General features: G+C 56.8%; 20 protein-coding genes. 17 read left to right on the top strand and 3 right to left on the bottom strand.

Annotated elements, in window-relative coordinates; all coding sequences use genetic code 11:
• Positions 1-6: 6 nt before the first annotated feature.
• Positions 7-219 (bottom strand): hypothetical protein, encoded by a 213-nt coding sequence (locus AKG12_RS22485; RefSeq protein ID WP_137088092.1) that lies wholly within the window; start codon positions 217-219, stop codon positions 7-9.
• 60 nt (positions 220-279) lie between these two features.
• Entirely contained in the window at positions 280-855 is a 576-nt protein-coding gene (locus AKG12_RS22480; protein WP_052820486.1) for a dual specificity protein phosphatase family protein, read from the bottom strand.
• Positions 856-1,102: 247 nt separating this feature from the next.
• On the opposite strand from AKG12_RS22480, the gene AKG12_RS22475 reads away from it, so the two are divergent.
• The 17 genes from AKG12_RS22475 to AKG12_RS29605 all read left to right on the top strand — a co-directional run bounded on the left by AKG12_RS22475 (position 1,103) and on the right by AKG12_RS29605 (position 15,948).
• Positions 1,103-1,762 (top strand): response regulator, encoded by a 660-nt coding sequence (locus AKG12_RS22475; protein WP_052820485.1) that lies wholly within the window; start codon positions 1,103-1,105, stop codon positions 1,760-1,762.
• On the top strand, positions 1,759-3,093 hold the full coding sequence (locus tag AKG12_RS22470; protein WP_052820484.1) for a sensor histidine kinase: 1,335 nt from the start codon (positions 1,759-1,761) through the stop codon (positions 3,091-3,093). Before AKG12_RS22475 ends, AKG12_RS22470 begins: the two co-directional genes overlap by 4 nt.
• An 81-nt stretch (positions 3,094-3,174) precedes the next feature.
• Entirely contained in the window at positions 3,175-3,489 is a 315-nt protein-coding gene (locus AKG12_RS29610; protein ID WP_082179008.1) for a PepSY domain-containing protein, read from the top strand.
• Between the two features lie 103 nt (positions 3,490-3,592).
• Positions 3,593-4,255 carry a response regulator gene (locus AKG12_RS22465; RefSeq protein ID WP_052820483.1) on the top strand — a complete coding sequence of 221 codons (663 nt, stop codon included), beginning with the start codon at positions 3,593-3,595 and terminating at the stop codon, positions 4,253-4,255.
• Positions 4,255-5,592 carry an ATP-binding protein gene (locus AKG12_RS22460; protein WP_052820482.1) on the top strand — a complete coding sequence of 446 codons (1,338 nt, stop codon included), beginning with the start codon at positions 4,255-4,257 and terminating at the stop codon, positions 5,590-5,592. Before AKG12_RS22465 ends, AKG12_RS22460 begins: the two co-directional genes overlap by 1 nt.
• 85 nt (positions 5,593-5,677) lie before the next feature.
• Complete coding sequence (locus tag AKG12_RS22455) at positions 5,678-5,929, top strand: hypothetical protein (protein WP_052820481.1); 252 nt, start codon at positions 5,678-5,680, stop codon at positions 5,927-5,929.
• Between the two features lie 78 nt (positions 5,930-6,007).
• Entirely contained in the window at positions 6,008-6,796 is a 789-nt protein-coding gene (locus tag AKG12_RS22450) for a COG4705 family protein (protein WP_052820480.1), read from the top strand.
• A 70-nt stretch (positions 6,797-6,866) separates the two neighbouring features.
• Positions 6,867-7,418, top strand: coding sequence for a cytochrome b (locus tag AKG12_RS22445; protein ID WP_350640658.1), 552 nt, complete (start codon positions 6,867-6,869; stop codon positions 7,416-7,418).
• Positions 7,415-8,155: an ABC transporter ATP-binding protein gene (locus AKG12_RS22440; protein ID WP_052820479.1), complete on the top strand. Its 741-nt coding sequence runs from the start codon at positions 7,415-7,417 to the stop codon at positions 8,153-8,155. The genes AKG12_RS22445 and AKG12_RS22440 overlap by 4 nt, the downstream gene beginning before the upstream one ends.
• Positions 8,152-9,111, top strand: coding sequence for an ABC transporter permease (locus tag AKG12_RS22435; protein ID WP_052820478.1), 960 nt, complete (start codon positions 8,152-8,154; stop codon positions 9,109-9,111). Before AKG12_RS22440 ends, AKG12_RS22435 begins: the two co-directional genes overlap by 4 nt.
• Complete coding sequence (locus AKG12_RS22430; RefSeq protein WP_052820477.1) at positions 9,104-10,087, top strand: ABC transporter permease; 984 nt, start codon at positions 9,104-9,106, stop codon at positions 10,085-10,087. The genes AKG12_RS22435 and AKG12_RS22430 overlap by 8 nt, the downstream gene beginning before the upstream one ends.
• A gap of 2 nt (positions 10,088-10,089) precedes the next feature.
• Positions 10,090-10,743: a thrombospondin type 3 repeat-containing protein gene (locus tag AKG12_RS22425; protein ID WP_052820476.1), complete on the top strand. Its 654-nt coding sequence runs from the start codon at positions 10,090-10,092 to the stop codon at positions 10,741-10,743.
• Positions 10,744-10,971: 228 nt separating this feature from the next.
• Positions 10,972-11,397 carry a PepSY domain-containing protein gene (locus AKG12_RS22420; protein ID WP_052820475.1) on the top strand — a complete coding sequence of 142 codons (426 nt, stop codon included), beginning with the start codon at positions 10,972-10,974 and terminating at the stop codon, positions 11,395-11,397.
• A gap of 79 nt (positions 11,398-11,476) precedes the next feature.
• Positions 11,477-12,154, top strand: a complete 678-nt coding sequence (locus AKG12_RS22415; protein WP_052820474.1) for a winged helix-turn-helix domain-containing protein — start codon at positions 11,477-11,479, stop codon at positions 12,152-12,154.
• Complete coding sequence (locus tag AKG12_RS22410; RefSeq protein WP_137088089.1) at positions 12,141-13,493, top strand: HAMP domain-containing sensor histidine kinase; 1,353 nt, start codon at positions 12,141-12,143, stop codon at positions 13,491-13,493. The genes AKG12_RS22415 and AKG12_RS22410 overlap by 14 nt, the downstream gene beginning before the upstream one ends.
• Positions 13,490-15,472 (top strand): bifunctional DedA family/phosphatase PAP2 family protein, encoded by a 1,983-nt coding sequence (locus AKG12_RS22405; RefSeq protein ID WP_052820472.1) that lies wholly within the window; start codon positions 13,490-13,492, stop codon positions 15,470-15,472. Before AKG12_RS22410 ends, AKG12_RS22405 begins: the two co-directional genes overlap by 4 nt.
• Before the next feature lie 122 nt (positions 15,473-15,594).
• Complete coding sequence (locus AKG12_RS29605; RefSeq protein WP_225341557.1) at positions 15,595-15,948, top strand: hypothetical protein; 354 nt, start codon at positions 15,595-15,597, stop codon at positions 15,946-15,948.
• On the opposite strand, the gene AKG12_RS22400 is transcribed toward AKG12_RS29605, so the two are convergent.
• A complete protein-coding gene (locus AKG12_RS22400) occupies positions 15,867-17,216 on the bottom strand; it encodes an adenylate/guanylate cyclase domain-containing protein (protein WP_052820471.1) in 1,350 nt (449 codons plus the stop codon). The genes AKG12_RS29605 and AKG12_RS22400 overlap by 82 nt on opposite strands.
• Positions 17,217-17,243: the final 27 nt, after the last annotated feature.

Here is a 17,243-nt window from a genome sequence, read left to right as displayed (position 1 = left end):
GCCACGTTAACAATACTCGCGAACGGGAGCGAAGACACCTTGGGCACCACTTTCCAGTGGTCTCTCGGAGGTTTGCAGCCGCTCAGCCGTCTCCTTAGCGCGATTGAGCCGGAGAAAATTGAGCTTCGTGGTGTTCTCCGGCCGACGCTGAAGCGTCTTGAAACCGGGGTCTGCCACTTCGCGCGTCGTGTCGGTGAATGTTTTGATCGCAAAGTCCATGTCAATTCCATCCTCGAACGTGCGTGTCATCCGAGCGACGCGCGATATCGTTGTATCGGTTCACCCCTTCGCGTCGAAATGACCCTCGAGCTTTTCCCAGCTTTCGTCCATCGCAAACGTTGATGAGAGGTAGGGAATCCCGATGTGACCGAAGAAAATCGACAATTGCCTCTCTGCCTTGTCTTGATCAAAACCCGCTATTTGATGACTGTAAATGGCCGAGACTATGCCGCTGCGGTCAGCGCCCGCCTTGCAGTGGATCAGGATCGGTTTGGGAGCGGACTTCATCACCTCAACAAGTTGTTGAGCCACGTCATGTGTCACCATTGTCGAAGCAGACATCTTGAAGTCTACATGCTGGATACCGAGGCGTTTCGCAGCGGCGATCTCTTCGTTATACCATGCCGCTTTGTCGTCTTTCCCGCGAAGGTTAATAACAGTCTTTATGCCGAATCGATCGGCATAGTTCTCAAGCTGGGAAGCCGAGGGCTGCGCGGATCGATAGAATTCGCCAGGAATGACCGTGTGAAAGTTTCCGCTGAGTTGGAGAAACGCAAGATACGTACCAAGACTGAGGGCGGTTACGATCAAAGCCAGCCCTGTGTTTCGCACCCGCCGTATAGTTCGCTTGATCATCGTTTTGCATCACCTTGGACAACAGCCATTGAACGCCAATGATCTCAGGTCCTGCCAGAGATCCACTCCGACCGCGATTTGTACTCCGAGGCTGACAGCTACCTGAACGGAGCTGCAGAATCTTGCGACCCTCAATACAATGACTTGCGTTGAGCATCGCTCATGTGGACCCCTTCCGCAGACTGTCAGACATCGCAGGCAGGCATGATATAGAATCGGATAAGAGGACTGCGCGGAGATGCTTTAAGTGCGAATATTGCTGATTGAGGACGACAAAATGATCGGCGAGGCCGTGAAGGATCACGTCGCGGCATCCAACCAGGCGGTCGATTGGGTTCTGTGTATTGCAGACGCTTACGCCGCAGTTGGTCCCGTACACTATGGATTGATCCTCCTTGACCTCCAACTGCCCGATGGCAGCGGCATTGAATTCCTCCAGCGTCTGCGCGCGCAGGAAGACAGCACGCCGGTCATCATTCTGACCGCACGTGATCAGATTTCGGATCGTATCGAGGGTCTCAATGCCGGTGCGGACGACTATCTGGTAAAGCCATTCAACCTCGGCGAACTGCAAGCCCGCATCGCAGCCGTCGGCAGGCGCTATGATGGCAAACCGCAGCCACTGGTCCGGTTTGCCGATATCGAAATCGATCGACCTGAACACCGGATCACTGTGGCGGGAGAAAAAGTCGGCCTGACTAGCCGTGAGTGGGCTGTGCTCGATCTCCTGATCGCGCGACCTGGCACGATCGTTCCGAAGGATCGAATAGAAGAAGCGCTTTATGCCTTTGGTGCCGAGATCGAGAGCAACACTGTGGAGGTGTATGTGAGCCGGCTGCGTAAAAAAATCGGCAAGGGCAGGATCACAACAGTGCGCGGCCTTGGATATTCGATGGAGCGGGAATGAAGCGCGAACCCAGTCTCGTCCGACCCCTCATGCTCGCTCTGACCGGCGCGATCATCCTTTTCTGGCTGGGGGCGATTGGCCTCAGCATTGTCGTTATGCGTCATGAACTGGATGAAGTCTTTGATAGTGCGTTGCAGGAAACAGCGGAGCGCCTTCTGGCGCTCGTAACCGACGATATGGAGCTACGAACAAAAGAAGACGAGGGGAGCATCACGATTTCAGAGAGCTCTGGTGGCCGTGAATATCTGACGTATCAGGTTCGCCTGGCCAGCGGTACGATACTGCTTCGTTCGAAAGATGCTCCCAGCGCGCCTTTCGATGTCCCTCTGAACGCCGGGTTCCATGATGCTGAAACCCGGCGGATCTATACTGCCGTCAGTGCGGATGGCCTGCTTTACCTTCAAGCCGCCGATCGTTTCAGCAACAGACGGGAGGCGGTGCGCGAAAGTGCCGTCACGATGCTGATACCCTTGGCAGTGCTCGTTCCGGTGAGTGTTCTCGCGATCTGGTTGGTCGTCGGCCGTGCCTTGCGGCCTATCGACCAGCTGAGAGAATCGATATCGCAGAAAGACGGCGGTAACCTCGCACCTCTGGAGAGCGGTAGACTGCCAAAGGAGCTAAAGCCGATCACGCATTCCGTTAATCTGCTGCTTCAGAGGTTGCGGGCAGCCCTCGATGCGGAAAGAGAGTTCACCGCGAACAGTGCGCATGAACTGCGCACGCCGCTGGCAGGCGCACTCGCCCAGACCCAACGGCTTCTGGAGGAGTTGCCGTCCGGCGGGTGGAAGCAACGGGCGAGAAACATCGAGGGCGCATTGCTCAATCTGGTTCATCTCGCGGAAAAACTCTTGCAGTTGGCGCGTGCGGATTCAGGTATCGGTACACAGACAGCCAGGGTCGATATACGCGCTCTCCTGAGCATGATTGTCCGCGACCACGAACGTGGCTTCGAAATCAAGGGGCGGGTACGCTACATCGACGAAGCGGAAGCGCCGCTGCTGCGCGCAATGGATGTCGATGCGTTCGGTATCGTCATGCGTAATCTCATAGAAAATGCTCTTGTGCATGGAGACCCATCAAAACCCGTTATGGTGCTCATCGATAATGACGGGGTGATCCGCGTGCTGAATGAAAGCGCGGTCGTCGAAAGCCGCGACCTGGATAGGTTGAAGACGAGATTTCAACGGGGAAAGACCGGTGCCAGTGGGTCCGGGCTAGGTTTGCCCATCGCCGACAGGATCGTTAGACAAATGGGTGGTGTCTTGCAGCTCTACTCACCTGCCGCGGGGCGAGCGACAGGCTTCGAAGCCCGGATTACCTTGCCGGAATAATGTGGTCTCTTGAATACGCGACGATCCTTCATCTTTCTCACCCGACGGAATTCCGACAGCTCCCGAACCTCATAAGGAGCTATGAAAAGATCCATCACAACACGGAAATTGCGGGCTGCCGTGCATACGATCTGTGCTGCCGGAGTGTTCCTTCTGGCGACAGCGGTGATCGCACAGGCAAGAATGGATTGCACAAAAGTCCCCCGCAACCATTGGATGAGCGGAGTAGCAATCTCGCGAATAGCGCATGCTTCTGGATACCCTGTCATCAAGGCTATCTCTCTTGAAGGCTCGTGCTACAAGGTGACAGCATTGACGGCTCTCGGTCTTGAAGCTGACGCGTATTTTGATCCCGTGACAGGTGATGTAACTGCTGCCTGGATATCCGTCGATTAAAGCCGCTGAAGTGGCACCGGTGACCAGAGGTGCTTACCGCCTGGCAATCGTCAAACTACGTCCAGCCAAGAATTTGCGATATGGAGATCAGGAGGGGCTCTCAATGCGGATGCTGTTGATAGAAGATGATGTAATGATCGGCAAAAGTTTGCTCCAGGCGCTAACTGATGCGGGCATGACTGTCGATTGGGTGAGGGACGGTGAAAGTGGAGCAGAGGCGATTGCCGTCGGCGGTCATGCATTAATTCTGCTCGACCTTGGCCTCCCTAAACTGGATGGCACCAAAGTGCTTGAACGCGCGCGCAAAGCCGGGAAACAGACCCCCATCATCATTATTACAGCCCGAGATAGCCTCGATAGCCGGATCGCCGGCCTCGACATCGGCGCCGACGACTACGTCGTCAAGCCCTTTGAAATCGGTGAGCTGCTTGCGCGGATCCGCGCTGTGCAGCGACGGCATGTGGGCCAGTCGCAGTCGTCCCTACGCGCCGGTGAAATTACGCTCGACCTGGCGAGCCATACCGTCATTTACCGTGGGATCACGGAAGCGCTGCCCGCGCGCGAATTCGCACTGCTCCAAGCCCTGACAGAACGCCCAGGCACGATCCTGTCGAAGGCGCAACTTGAGGAGCGTTTGTATGGATGGGGCCAAGAAGTTGAGAGTAACGCAATCGATGTTTTGATCCACTACGTCCGGAAGAAGTTCGACAAGGATGTTATCCGCAACGTGCGCGGCGCCGGATGGATGGTGCGGAAAGAAATCTGATGTCGCTCAGCCGCTCGCTCATTCTAGCATTTTCGTTGCTATTAACCCTGATCGGCTTTCTGGCCGCCGGTTTTGCATTTTGGTCGGCACAGGTGGAAACATGGGGCCTACTCGATCTGCAACAGCACCAGATTGCCCGGTTCGTGGGCGACGGCAGTTCGCTCAGTGTTAGCGAGACGGCATTGCCGGACCATGAGACAGACGAAGATTACATCATCGAAGTCGTTTATGCGGACGGGCGCGACGTACGTCGATCATCGACAGCTATCGCCATCCCCGACCCTTCACCCGAGGGCTTCAGCGAATTTGATACCGGCAACACGCGCTGGCGGTTGTTGACGCTCGCCGGTGCTGACTATGTTACGAAAGTCGCGCAGCAGACTGTCGTGCGTGATGAACTGGCCACAAATGCTGCCCTTGGTGCGGCCGTTCCGTTCCTTGTCGCAATCCCTTTTTCCTGGTGGCTGGTGTATTGGCTGGTCGGGTTGGTCATTCGCCGGCTGACAGAGGTCACACGTCAAGTAGAGGACCGGTCACCGACCGATACGACGCCGATCAGCCTGGTGCGTGTTCCCACAGAGGCAAGGCCGCTTGTCGAAGCCATGAACGGTGCGCTAACCCGTCTTCGCAGCGTCCTTGACCAGCAACGGGCTTTTCTTTCCGATGCCGCCCATGAGCTGCGGACACCGCTTGCGGCGGTTACCCTGCAAGTAGGAAACCTGAAGGCGCACATGACCGACCGGGGAGCTGCGGACCGCGTTGGTGAGCTGGAGCGCGGTGTTCGCCGCGCTGTGATGGTAACGGACCAGCTGCTGCGCCTTGCACGCCAGGAGGCAGAAGAACGCCCGGCACACGACGATGGGGTCGCGCTCGATACGTTGGCGCTCGAAGTTGCTGGGGCTTTGTCACCCGTTGCAGACGCCAAGGGCGTCGATCTGGGTTTTGTTCGCGTGGATGCCGTCAATGTGGCAGGCTACGCCAACGATTTTCGTGTGATGATAGAATGCCTGGTGGACAACGCGATTAAATATACTCAGCCTGGCGGTGAAATCGATGTTTCCGTGTCCTTTGACGGTGAAACTGCGCTGCTGACGATCACAGACACCGGGCCTGGCATTCCAGATGCGCTCAAGGACCGTGTTTTCGATCGCTTTTATCGCTTGATAGATACGGGAGTGGAAGGCAGCGGCCTTGGTCTGGCGATCGCTAGAACAGTGGCCGATCGCTACAGCGTCCATTTACAGATCTCAAACCGACGGGATCGATCCGGGCTGATCGCTATACTTACGTTCCCGAATGCACGGACACGCGCCCGCCTAACAGCATTGATCCCCTAATTCAGTCCTAAGTCTGAGGCCTTAAAGGTTCATCAGGCTTGACGTGCCGGGTCGGTGCGCCGTCTGAACCTGATGGGATTATCCAATGGAAAAGATTCTTCTTGCTGCCGCGATCGCAACGATCACCGGTTTTGTGTCATCGGCTTATGCAGCGCCTGTGCCCTGCGAAGACATGTTGAAGGAACTGCGCACAGCAACATCCGCCTCAACATTGAATGCTGCCGACGCCAAGGCTGTGGCCGACCTTGAAGCCAAGGGTGTTGAGCGGTGCAACGCCGACGACGACAAACGCGCAGACGTGTTCTTCGCGGACGCGATGAAGTTGCTCGGCAAATAAAGTCCTGAACGTCAAAACCGTCCAGCGCGCCCGATCGGGCGCGCCTTCATGACCAATGAGGCAACAGGAGACTGCGCCATGCTGCAGGCAGCGAATACTTCCAAGACACTACCTCAAAACCGGGTTCCGGAGGTCACTGTCGATTTCTGGTTGATCAAACTGATGGCAGTTACCATGGGTGAAACTGCTGCCGACTATCTCGCCGTCAATCTTGGGCTCGGTCTCACCGCTACGTCCATCATCATGAGCGGTATTCTGGTTGTGGCTCTTGTGCTTCAGTTTTCACAAAAGAAGTATGTGCCCTGGGCTTACTGGCTAACCGTCGTGCTCATCAGTATCGTCGGTACGCTGATCACCGACAATCTTGTCGATAATTTCGCAGTTCCCCTGGCCACCACAACCATCGCCTTCAGCGCAGCATTGCTGGCGACATTCATAGTCTGGTACGCCTCGGAACGCACACTGTCGATCCATGCGGTCTTCACAACCCGTCGCGAGGCCTTTTACTGGCTTGCCATCCTGTTCACCTTCGCGCTTGGAACCGCGGCCGGTGATCTCGTCGCCGAGCACTTCGATCTTGGCTATCTCACCACCGGTGTGATCTTTGCCGCTGTGATCGCCGCCATCGCCTTTGCCCATTTTGCCCTGAAGGTCGATGCAGTCCTGTCGTTCTGGCTCGCCTATATTCTCACCCGCCCATTGGGTGCGTCCTTCGGCGACCTGCTCTCGCAGCCGTTCGAATACGGCGGAATGGGCTTTGGCACCATCATCACCAGCGGACTGTTCCTCGCCGCCATCGTCATCATCGTCGTCTACATGACCTTCAGCCGCCGGAGTGCGGACCACGTGAGTGGTCTCAAGGCCTGATCCCGAACAGGATCGCGCCCGTCCGGCGAGGTGCGGTGCGGACGCGATCAATTCTGAAGCGCGGCCTTAAATGAGAAACCAGGAACAGATGACCTATTCAAGCAAGAACGCGAATGCGGCCGGACGCGGATATTCCGGCATTCAAATAGCGCTTCACTGGCTGATTGCCGCGCTTGTCGCATTTCAGCTGATCTTTGGCGAAAGCATGACCGCAAGCGTCGATGCGATGGCCGAAGGCGGAACTGCATCAACGTTTGATCAGGCTGTTGCCAACCTTCACTACTGGTTTGGCATTTCCATCCTTGCGCTCGTCGTCCTGCGATTGTTCGTCCGCCTGACGCATGGCGCACCTGTGAGCCCGGACGGCATTCCTGGTTGGATGGCAGTGGCTTCGCGCATCACCCACTGGTTTTTCTACGCCCTGCTCGTTGCCGTTCCCGTGACCGGCCTTCTCGGGTTCTACACCGACGGACCTTTTGGCGACATCCATGCCTGGGCCAAGCCGGTGTTCATTGGACTGATCGCCCTCCATGCGGGCGCAGCGCTCTTTCACCAATTCTGGCTCAAGGACGGCCTTCTGAGAACGATGCTCGTCCCCGCTGCCAAAGGAGAACAACAATGATCCCTGCTATCACCATCGACAGGCTGTCAAAACGCTATGACAACTACGAAGCCCTGAAATCCATCTCTCTCACCGTCGAGCAGGGAAGTGTTTTTGGCTTCCTCGGCCACAACGGCGCAGGAAAGACCACGACGCTCAACATCCTGACAACACTCCTGAAGCCCACATCGGGGCGGGCTTTCGTATCCGGCATCGATGTCGTCGCCAACCCGATAGGCGCCCGTCGCCATATCGGCTATGTGCCGGAAAATGTGCAGCTCTATGGCGCGCTCAGCGCGATCGACAATCTCCGATTTCTGGGGCGCCTGTCGGGCTTGCGCGACCCGGATCCGCGCATCCGCGAGACGTTGGCGTTTCTGGATTGCGTTGACCTCGGGCCAAAGCGCGTCGGCAGCATGTCGAAGGGGCAGCGACAACGCATTGGCCTGGCCCAGGCGGTGCTGCATCGCCCCAAGGTACTCTTCCTCGATGAGCCGACCTCCGGTCTTGATCCACTAGGGATCAAGACTTTGCGCGACCTGATCATCAGGCTCAATCGGGAGCAGGGCACCACGATCTTCATGAATACGCACCTGATCAGCGAGGTTTCGCGCACCTGCACCTCGATCGGCGTTCTCAGCAATGGACAACTCGTTTTACACGACACTATTGCGGCTGTGACCGAGCGCTTCGGCGACGACGCTGCATTGGAAAACATCTATCTGTCCTTGACACCTCAAAGTGAGATCGCGGCATGAGCTCGAGCGCTTTTATTGTGCCGTCCGTCGCGACGAAGACAATCGCGACGGCAACGATCCGCAACGCTATCCGCGACCGAACCGTCGTATGGCTTGCCCTGATGTTCATGGCAATGGTGCTGCTCTCGGCCTATCTCGGTTGGTCGGTGACCGATACGATCAATCAGATCTATACCAAGGCAAGCCTTGCGCTTCAGGCTGATGGATTGGCGGTCCCACCCAATCCCGTCAACGAAACGTCGCCGCTGGCCCTGCTGCGAAACATGACTACCTATGTCTCGTTGCTTGGTGCACTGGTTGCCATCGTTCTTGGTCATCAGATCATCATCGAGGACCGGAAAACCGGCGTGTTTCCGCTTCTAGCCAGTCGACCGATATCGCGCGTGACCTATGCACTCGGCAAGATGATTGCGCTAGTGGTGATGCTGACAAGTCTCCTGCTCATTGCAGCGGTAACCAACGCTATAACGCTTTTACTTCTGCCGGCGCTACCTCCCACGACCGAGGACTGGATCGCCTTTTTGTTATTCTACGCGTTGTCGGGCCTGTTCCTGATGGTGTTTGGATGGCTTGCCATGTCGACTGCCAGTCTGTTTCGCTCCGAGACCATGGGGCTGCTCGTTCCAGTGACCCTCTGGCTGACACTCACTTTCGTTCTTCCGCAAATCACCTCAAACATCAACCCGATGGCGGCGTTGAACCCGGTGAAAGCGATGGTGCCACCGCCAGGGGGCTGGTTCTTCGCCCTCACAGGGCCGGCCTTGGCACCGGTTTCGTTGACTTCGACATACCGGGACATTGCCGCATCCCTCCTTGGCTTCGCACCGGCCGATAGCGCAGCGCTCGGGACTGCTGCTGGGCTGTCGAGCTTGATCATTGCCAATTTTTCATTGGCCGCCGCCGCCTGCTTCGGTGTGCTGCGCCTTGATCCCACGCGGAGCCAAACGGATGAGTGAAACCATGTTTCAACTGACCACCATCGCGACAAAGGAAATCCGCGACGCCGTGCGGGGAAAACTCTTTGCTCTCGTCAGTCTGCTCCTCATCGCCTGCGGTGCAACTGCTCTTATCGTTGGCGCTGTGGCGATGAATGCGGAGGTCGCTGATTATACTGCTTCCCGTGATCTGCTGCTCTCTCTCGGAAAAGCCGTGGATGCGTTGGCGCCACCGTCCTTCAAGCCGTTGGCGCTTTTACGCGGCTTTATCGAGTATCTGGAGATCATCGGCGCTATCCTCGGCATCATCCTCGGGCACCGCACGGCGGCCTCCGAGCGTGGTCGCAATACGCTCGGTCTCCTCCTGACCCGTCCGTTGTCGCTCCGGGTTCTACTCGCCGGAAAAATCCTAGGAAACATTGCCGCGCTGGTGGTCATCCTGGCCGTCGTCTTCATCGTCGGTGCGGCCGGAATAACCCTGATCGGCGGAGTTGGGCTTACGGTCGCCGATACGGCGAGAATCCTGGTCACATTTACAGCCGCCGCCCTCTACGTCGGATCGTTCTTCCTGCTCGGTTTGATTCTGGCCCTCCACATGCGCCGGCCGGCCCATGCCATCATGGCCGCCTTCGCCATCTGGCTCAGTCTGGTTCTAATCGCGCCGCAGATCGGAGATACGCTGGATCCCGATAATCAGGTTGGCGCCGGCGTGTTTCGTACACTGGGCATCGCCAAACCGCAGGAAAAGCAGATCATGACGTCTTTTGCGACCTACGAAACGGTCCGTGACGGCATCGAACAGTTGTCTCCCGCCAAACATCTTGAACGCTGGAGCTTTGCAGCTCTCGGCATCAAGGAAATTTACCTTGGCCAACCCCTTGTCACCGTCATGCGGGATCGCTGGAGCGACGCCGCTTGGCTTATCGGGCTGTTCACAGCCCTTCTCGCCGGCCTGTTTACGCTTCCCTTCAACATCACCAATCTTAAAAAGGACTGACCATGACACACGTCAAACACACCAACCTTTTCGTATCGAGCTTCCTTCTCCTCGGTCTGACGGCCTTTGCTGCACCTGCCGTTTCGGCTTCGGTCGATACCGACAATGACGGCATCCCCGATCTTGCCGAGAAGCTGCTTGGGACAGATCCGCTGATCGCGGATACGGACGGCGACGGCCAGAACGACAAGGCCGACGCCAAACCAACGGAACTCGATAACCCGATCGTCCAGACAGGAGGGCCAGCGACGATCCGCATTCTCTCCGCCAAAGTCGAGGACAACTTCGATCCGTCGACAAAGAAGGACGTTTCAGATCATCTCGAAATAGCCATCTCGAACGACGGCAAGACCGATCTCAAAGGTCTGAAAATGTATCTGACGCTGACCGATGACACGAACGCCAAGATGGAGAGCATCTACCGTGACCTGTCAGGGTTCACCATGGCGGCGGGAAAAACCACGGCGCTGCATTTTGACCTGGAAGGTGTCGCCGACTGGGCGACCGTGCAGACTCATTTTCGCGCGAACGAAAACTCGATGCTCTACACAACTCCGTCGCCGAAGACCCTGCAGCTGCAGCTCTCTACCAACGGTGAAGCACCTGTTTCGATCACGTTCAAGAAAGATGCAGGCGGAGCCGAACTCGCCGATTGATCAACGATTTGTATCGTCGCCCATTCTGAGGTTCAATGCCGCAACAGGCCGGACCGGTGTTCCCGGTTCGGCCTGTTTTGTTGCGGGGCAAGGACGATCGTCTGTTGAGCCAACGGGGCTGAATACGACAAATCCGTATAGTTCAGGAAATACAGCCCCAATGGACGGGTCGCTATGGTCACTTCAACGCCCTGCATCGTGCAGTTGCGTCTAACACCGGAGACTGACATGACGAAGTCCAAACTCATTCCCGCTGCTCTCGCTGCCTTGCTTGCCGCTGGCGCTTTGGGTACGGTTTTCACCCAGACTGCGAACGCGCAGGCAACGACAGCCGGACAGACCGATGCCTCGGAGCTTGCGCTTGTCGATGGCGCGAAAGTGTCGCTTGCTGACGCGATCGCAACCGCCGAGAAGGAGTTCGGTGGCAAGGCGGCGGATGCCGGGCTCGATGACGAGAACGGCTCGCTCGCCTACGAAATCGAACTTCTCAGCCCCAATGGCGAGCGGAAGATCTCGGTAGACGCGATGACCGGCAAGGCTATGGCCATGGCCAAGGAAGCCGACGGCGAAGACCAAGGTGACGATGCCGCCGGCGAAAACAAGGAAGCTGGCGAGACGCAGGAAACGAATGAAGGTGCCGAAGGCGCCAACTAAACATAAGGGTTGCCCCGCCGCACATGCGGCGGGGCAACCACCGGCTAACGGGCCGCAACAAAAGACGCAGGGAATCCCCATGAAAGTGCTGTTGATCGAGGATGACGCCGAAACGGCCGCCTATATCGTAGGCGGCCTTGCGGAGTCCGGCTGGGTCGTCGATCACGCCGATACTGGACGAAACGGATTGTTTCTCGCCGCCGACGGCAACTACGATTGTCTCGTGGTGGATCGAATGCTGCCGGGCCTGGATGGCATCGGGATCTTGAAAACTTTACGCGGAGCAGGCGTCATGACACCGGCGATTTTTCTGACGACCCTTGGCGGTATCGATGATCGTGTAGACGGGCTGAAGGCCGGTGGCGATGACTATCTCGTAAAACCGTTTGCGTTTGCTGAACTCGTCGCACGCATGGAAGCTCTTTGCCGCCGCCCGCCGATCGCTGTGATCGATACTGTGCTGTCGGTTTCCGATTTGGAGATGGACCTGATCAAAAGGTCCGTTCGACGGGGATTGAGCCCGATCACGCTTCAGCCGCGCGAATTCAAGTTATTGGAATATCTCATGCGCCACGCGGGGCAAATCGTCACGAGAACCATGCTTCTTGAGAATGTCTGGGACTTCCACTTTGATCCGAAAACCAATATCGTAGAGACACACATTAGCCGGCTGCGGACGAAGATCGATAAGGATTGCGACAATAGCCTCATCCAAACGGTGCGCGGTGCGGGATATTGTCTTCGTGATCCAGTTTAGGCTCTTTCAAACCACCGCATTCCGCTTTGCGCTCCTGGTGTCGGCTCTTTTTACACTTCTGACCGCAGTTCTCTTCGCATTCGTTTTTTTTCTCCTTGCGGATTACGCCAATAGCCAGATCCGCAGCGTTATAGACGTGGAATCAGCACGGCTGATCCAGATCGTTCAATCGGCGGGCCTGCCTGCTGCCGTCGCTTTTGTTCGATCACGGCCGCTTCCCGGAGACCGCGATCCGGTTTATGGGATCCTCGACGAGAGCGGGCGCTCGCTCGCTGGTGGTCTGGCCTTCATTGCGGATGGTCCGGACTGGCAGAGCATTCAGCAACCATTGGAGGATGGAGAGGCCCTTCTGGCTAAGCGCACCGCCATTCCAGGCAAAGGCGCAATCTTGGTGGCTTTCCCTTCCGGCGAGGAGGACGAGCTCAAAGCGGCTATCCTTGCAGCATTCGCATGGGCTGCTGCAATTACGGTGGTCCTATCTCTTCTGGGGGGGCTCATCGTCAGCAGATCATTTTTGCGTCGCGTCGAAACCTTCGCGACAGCAACATCGCGCTTCGCGCAGGGACATCTCAATGAGCGTGTTCCGCTGCGCGGCTCAAACGACGAATTCGACCGCCTCGCGACCAACATCAACGAAATGCTGGCTCAGATCGAGGCCTTGATGGAGTCCATGCGACAAGTGTCGAACGACGTCGCGCACGATCTTCGCACGCCGCTTTCGCGTCTGCGACACGGGCTCGATCTCGCTCGTCGAAAGCCCGCAAATGCCCCGGCGTTGCAAGCTGCCGTCGATCGGGCTATTTCTGAAACCGACGATATTCTTGCAACATTTGCGGCGCTGTTGCGGATCGCCCAAATTGAAGCTGGCACACGGCGCGCTGCATTCGCCAGAGTGGACCTGTCCAGCCTTTGCGAAAACATTTCCGACATTTATACAGCGGTTGCCGAAGACGGTGGACGTCGCATCGTTGCTACAATTACGCCAGAGATATGGATCGATGGCGACAGTGAACTGTTAACGCAGATGCTGGCCAATGTGGTTGAAAACGCCTTGAGGCACACACCAGTGCAGACTGTCATCACAATCGATTTGAAAAGCAATCAAGGGGAATATCCATCGATACGCGTCAGCGACAATGGGATGGGCATTCCGCCTGAAGCTCGAGATGCCGTATTTCGACGCTTCTATCGCATGGACAATAGCCGCAGCACTTCCGGTCACGGACTGGGTTTGGCGCTTGTCGCTGCTATCGCCCAGTTGCATGACATCGATATTCACCTTAGCGACAATCAGCCGGGATTGACGATCGAGATGACATTCCAGGGAAAACAAGAATGAGTGGTTACATCCAGTCGATTACGTCTCTCATCGCCCAGAATCCCAACCTGGCCGGCGTCCTTGTTTTTTTGATCGCTGCATCGGAATCAATAGCCGTGATCGGCGCCATCATTCCCGGAACGGCTATTCTGATTGGTGTCGGAGCGGTTGTTGGGCTCGGTCACCTTGGATTGTGGCCCATTCTCGTATGGGCCACACTCGGAGCGATTGCAGGAGATAGCTTTTCCTACTGGCTTGGGGGACACTACCGCGGGCGATTGCACGAGGTTTGGCCATTCTCCCGCAGCCCGGAAACGCTAGCGAAAGGGGAGGCATTCTTTTCGCGACATGGAGGCAAAAGCGTCGCGATTGGCCGTTTTGTGCCTGTCTTGCGATCCATTATACCGATGATCGCTGGCGCCCTCGGAATGCCGGCGAAACGCTTTTACATCGTGAATATCGCCTCGGCGCTTGCCTGGGCGCCCGCACATATTCTACCGGGTGCACTCGTTGGCGCATCGCTGGGCTTTCTCAATCGCATCAGCAGCCGGCTTGCGATTGCGATCATTCTCCTGCTGTTGGGCGCCGTGGCAATCGGTTGGCTGGCGAGATTTGTATTGCTTCGCCTTCTGCCCTTCATTGACGGCCTGCGTTTGCGAGCCGTCATGTTGCTCGAGCCTCGACCGCCGACAGTAACCCGTAAGTTGCTCCTCGAAATTTTGTCGCCATCCCCGCATATCCGCAACATTCTTCCTTTAGGCATCTTTCTCGCGCTTGCCGTTGTGACGTTCGTGACGCTCGTTGCAGCCGTTGCCGACCGTGGATCACTTGCGCTGTCCGATGCGGCGATCAGCCATTTCATCCAGGGACTAAGGACAGGGTGGGGCGATCATATCATGGTTGTGATCACGTCTTTGGGTGACACAGTCATGATCACGGCAGTCGCGCTCACCGTTCTCTGCTGGCTGTCCTGGCGGCGTGCATGGGCGCTTGCCGGCGGTCTGGCGCTGACACTGTTACTTGCGAGTGCATTCTCGTCGCTCCTGAAGGGATGGATGGGTGTGCCAAGGCCCATAGCGCTTTACGAAGGTGTTCAGGTATTCAGCTTTCCAAGTGGCCATGCCACCATGTCGGCTGCGCTTTACGGCGCAATCGGATGGATGACGGCTATGTCCGTTCGCGCGCCGTGGAGACCGTGGATTCTTGGCGGCTTGGGCGCATTGGTCGGAATGATCGCGGTTTCGCGAATTTACCTAGCCGCCCATTGGCCGTCAGACGTCGCTGGCGGTTTGCTCTTCGGCTTCGGAATTGCAGCTGCTTTCGGTCTGGTGTTCAGGCGAGCGCAATTGGCCACGGTTCAGCCGATCAGGCTTTTGGCTATTGCAGCAACGGTAATCATTACATTTGGAACTTGGCATGCCGTTACGACCCATGCGCGGGGACTTGCCGCCTACGCTGTACCGCCTTCCTCGAATCGCTCTATTGCGCGCGCAGCTTGGTTGGCTGATGGCTGGGCGGCACTACCCTTATATCGCACCGATTTCGAAGGCGAAGAAGAGGAGCCGTTCCTGATCCAGTGGGCGGGCACAGTCGACGACTTGCGCCAGCGCCTCCTTGTTGGCGGCTGGGTCGATGCCGTACCATTGAATTTGAGTACCGCGTCAAACTTTTTGACGGCGAATCCGTTAGCAGTTCAGGTCCCGGTTTTGCCATTTTTTCATGAAGGCCGGCCGTCGGTGCTCTCCATGGTTCACGTTGCTTCGTCACCGAACTTACGTTTGGTTCTTCGGGGATGGAGGAGTGGTATAGACGTGGATGGCAAGGGACCAGTCCTCCTGGTTTCAATTTTGTCAGAGGAGATCGTTCATCCCCTTAGGTTTGCTACAGTACCCGTTCAAGAGAGCTCCACGAAAGCTGGCGAGAGGATATACCTCGAGGGCTTGACCGGTACGCAAAAATTGACAGCTGCAGGCCAGGCCGTGTTCCTCGCTCCGCTGTGACTTGAAAACGGTGACCGGTTGCTCTGGTTATGCAAATAACTTTCGATGTAAAAATCGGTGTCTTGGTGGTATGATCGGGATCTCGCTTGCCTTGGGAGGGGTCAATGTGGAGCCGCACGATCTTGATACTTCCGTTCGCAATAACCGCTTCGGTCATTCAGGCCCAGTCGGCAGAACGGCTGCCATTTCATATCTCGCATTTCCAGGACGACGTTACCGTCAATCTGACCGTGACCTCGCTACAGACATCACCCGTGCAGGACTACGACTTCGATGTGACCATTGGCCTTATGGAATTCGATAGCGCGGGTTCGATCAGGTACATCGACCAGGGAAGCCACGACGTCCGCGTAAAATGTGACAGTCCCGGCAAGGTTTTCGTCGGTGGTGCGGTTTATGTTCCAACGAAGGGTGTTGCCGTAAGCGACTGGAAAGAGGACCTTTTGAAATCGGTCTGCATGTTACCGGTCTCGTAGCCGGCAGGCGAAGCTAAATCGGGAGCGCGACGAATGTAGGCGATGTTGAGCGATGCTTTCCTGCCTGGGATGCTGACACTGTTTGCGTACACCCAATCATTCGCCCCGAACATGTTCGGGACCTCTTCGATCATCTGCTCTGAAACAACCAGCGGCGATTTTAAAAGGCTCGCCAAAGACTCGAGGCGTTGGGCGACATTGACTGCGTCACCGATCACGGTGAACTCGTCATGGAAACCGCTTTCAATGACCCCGCCCAGAACAGTGCCATAGTGAAGGCCGATCCCCGCGTCCAGACAAGGGCCGCCCCTGCCAATGTTGTCGTTGCGCCACTCGTCGAGTGCCGCAGTCAAAGACAATGCGCAGGCCAATGCCCGCTGGGCATCGTCCGCCTTCGGCTTTGGCTGCCCGAATACCGCCATCACGCCATCGCCGATGAACTTGTCAACCGTCCCGCCATAGGCGAACACAGTGCCGGCGACGATGTGCCGATACTCACCGAGGACACGTGCAAGTTCGCGTGCGGAAGCGGTTTCCGCGTATGATGTGAAGTCGCGGATATCGACAAACATGATCGCCGCGTCACGCCGCTCGAGGTCAAGGCTGGCACTGGCAGTCTGAAGATCGGCGACGACCGTTGGCGAGAAGAAGCGTGACAGGTTCATGCGCTTTTCCTCGATCCTCAACGCCTGCCTGACGGTGCGGTCGTGATCGCGCGCCAGCAGATACACGGCCAGCGCGGTAAACGCGAAACTCATCGTAAGGCCGAGGTCCTGGTTAAAGAAGTTTGTGAGCCATGTTCCGGGCGTGCTGGCGTGATGACGGAACGCCATGATGGCAAGCATAAGCACCCATGCCGACACCACGATCGTCGAAAATACGACGATCAAACAGCGATCAAGCTTCAAGGCTACGTGGTTTAGAAGAATGAACGACACGACCAGGCTTGATGTCGTAAGGTTGTGATCCTCGGTAATGGGATTTGCCAGAATGTGTTCATAGAGAACGACCACGACCAAAGCTGCGTCGAGCATCACGAACATTGGGCCGAGGTACTTTTGCTTAGAGAAATAGACTGCCGCCGCGACAGATGCCAAGCTGATGATCAGATAGACCGAGCTGACGATGACATGGGTCGTAAAGCTGGCGAACCCGTCACCGAACACGAGGTTGGCGAATAGGATCGAAAGCACCACGAACCGCAGCGAGGCCGATCGTATTTCCAGAGTGGCCACACTGTTGCCAAAGGGCGACGATTTTTGTTTCATTAATCCAAGCCTGCCCGATCGAGAGTT

This window comes from Agrobacterium sp. SUL3 (assembly GCF_001263295.1).
GTDB lineage: Bacteria > Pseudomonadota > Alphaproteobacteria > Rhizobiales > Rhizobiaceae > Agrobacterium > Agrobacterium tomkonis.
This window is presented reverse-complemented; position numbering and strand designations above follow the sequence as displayed.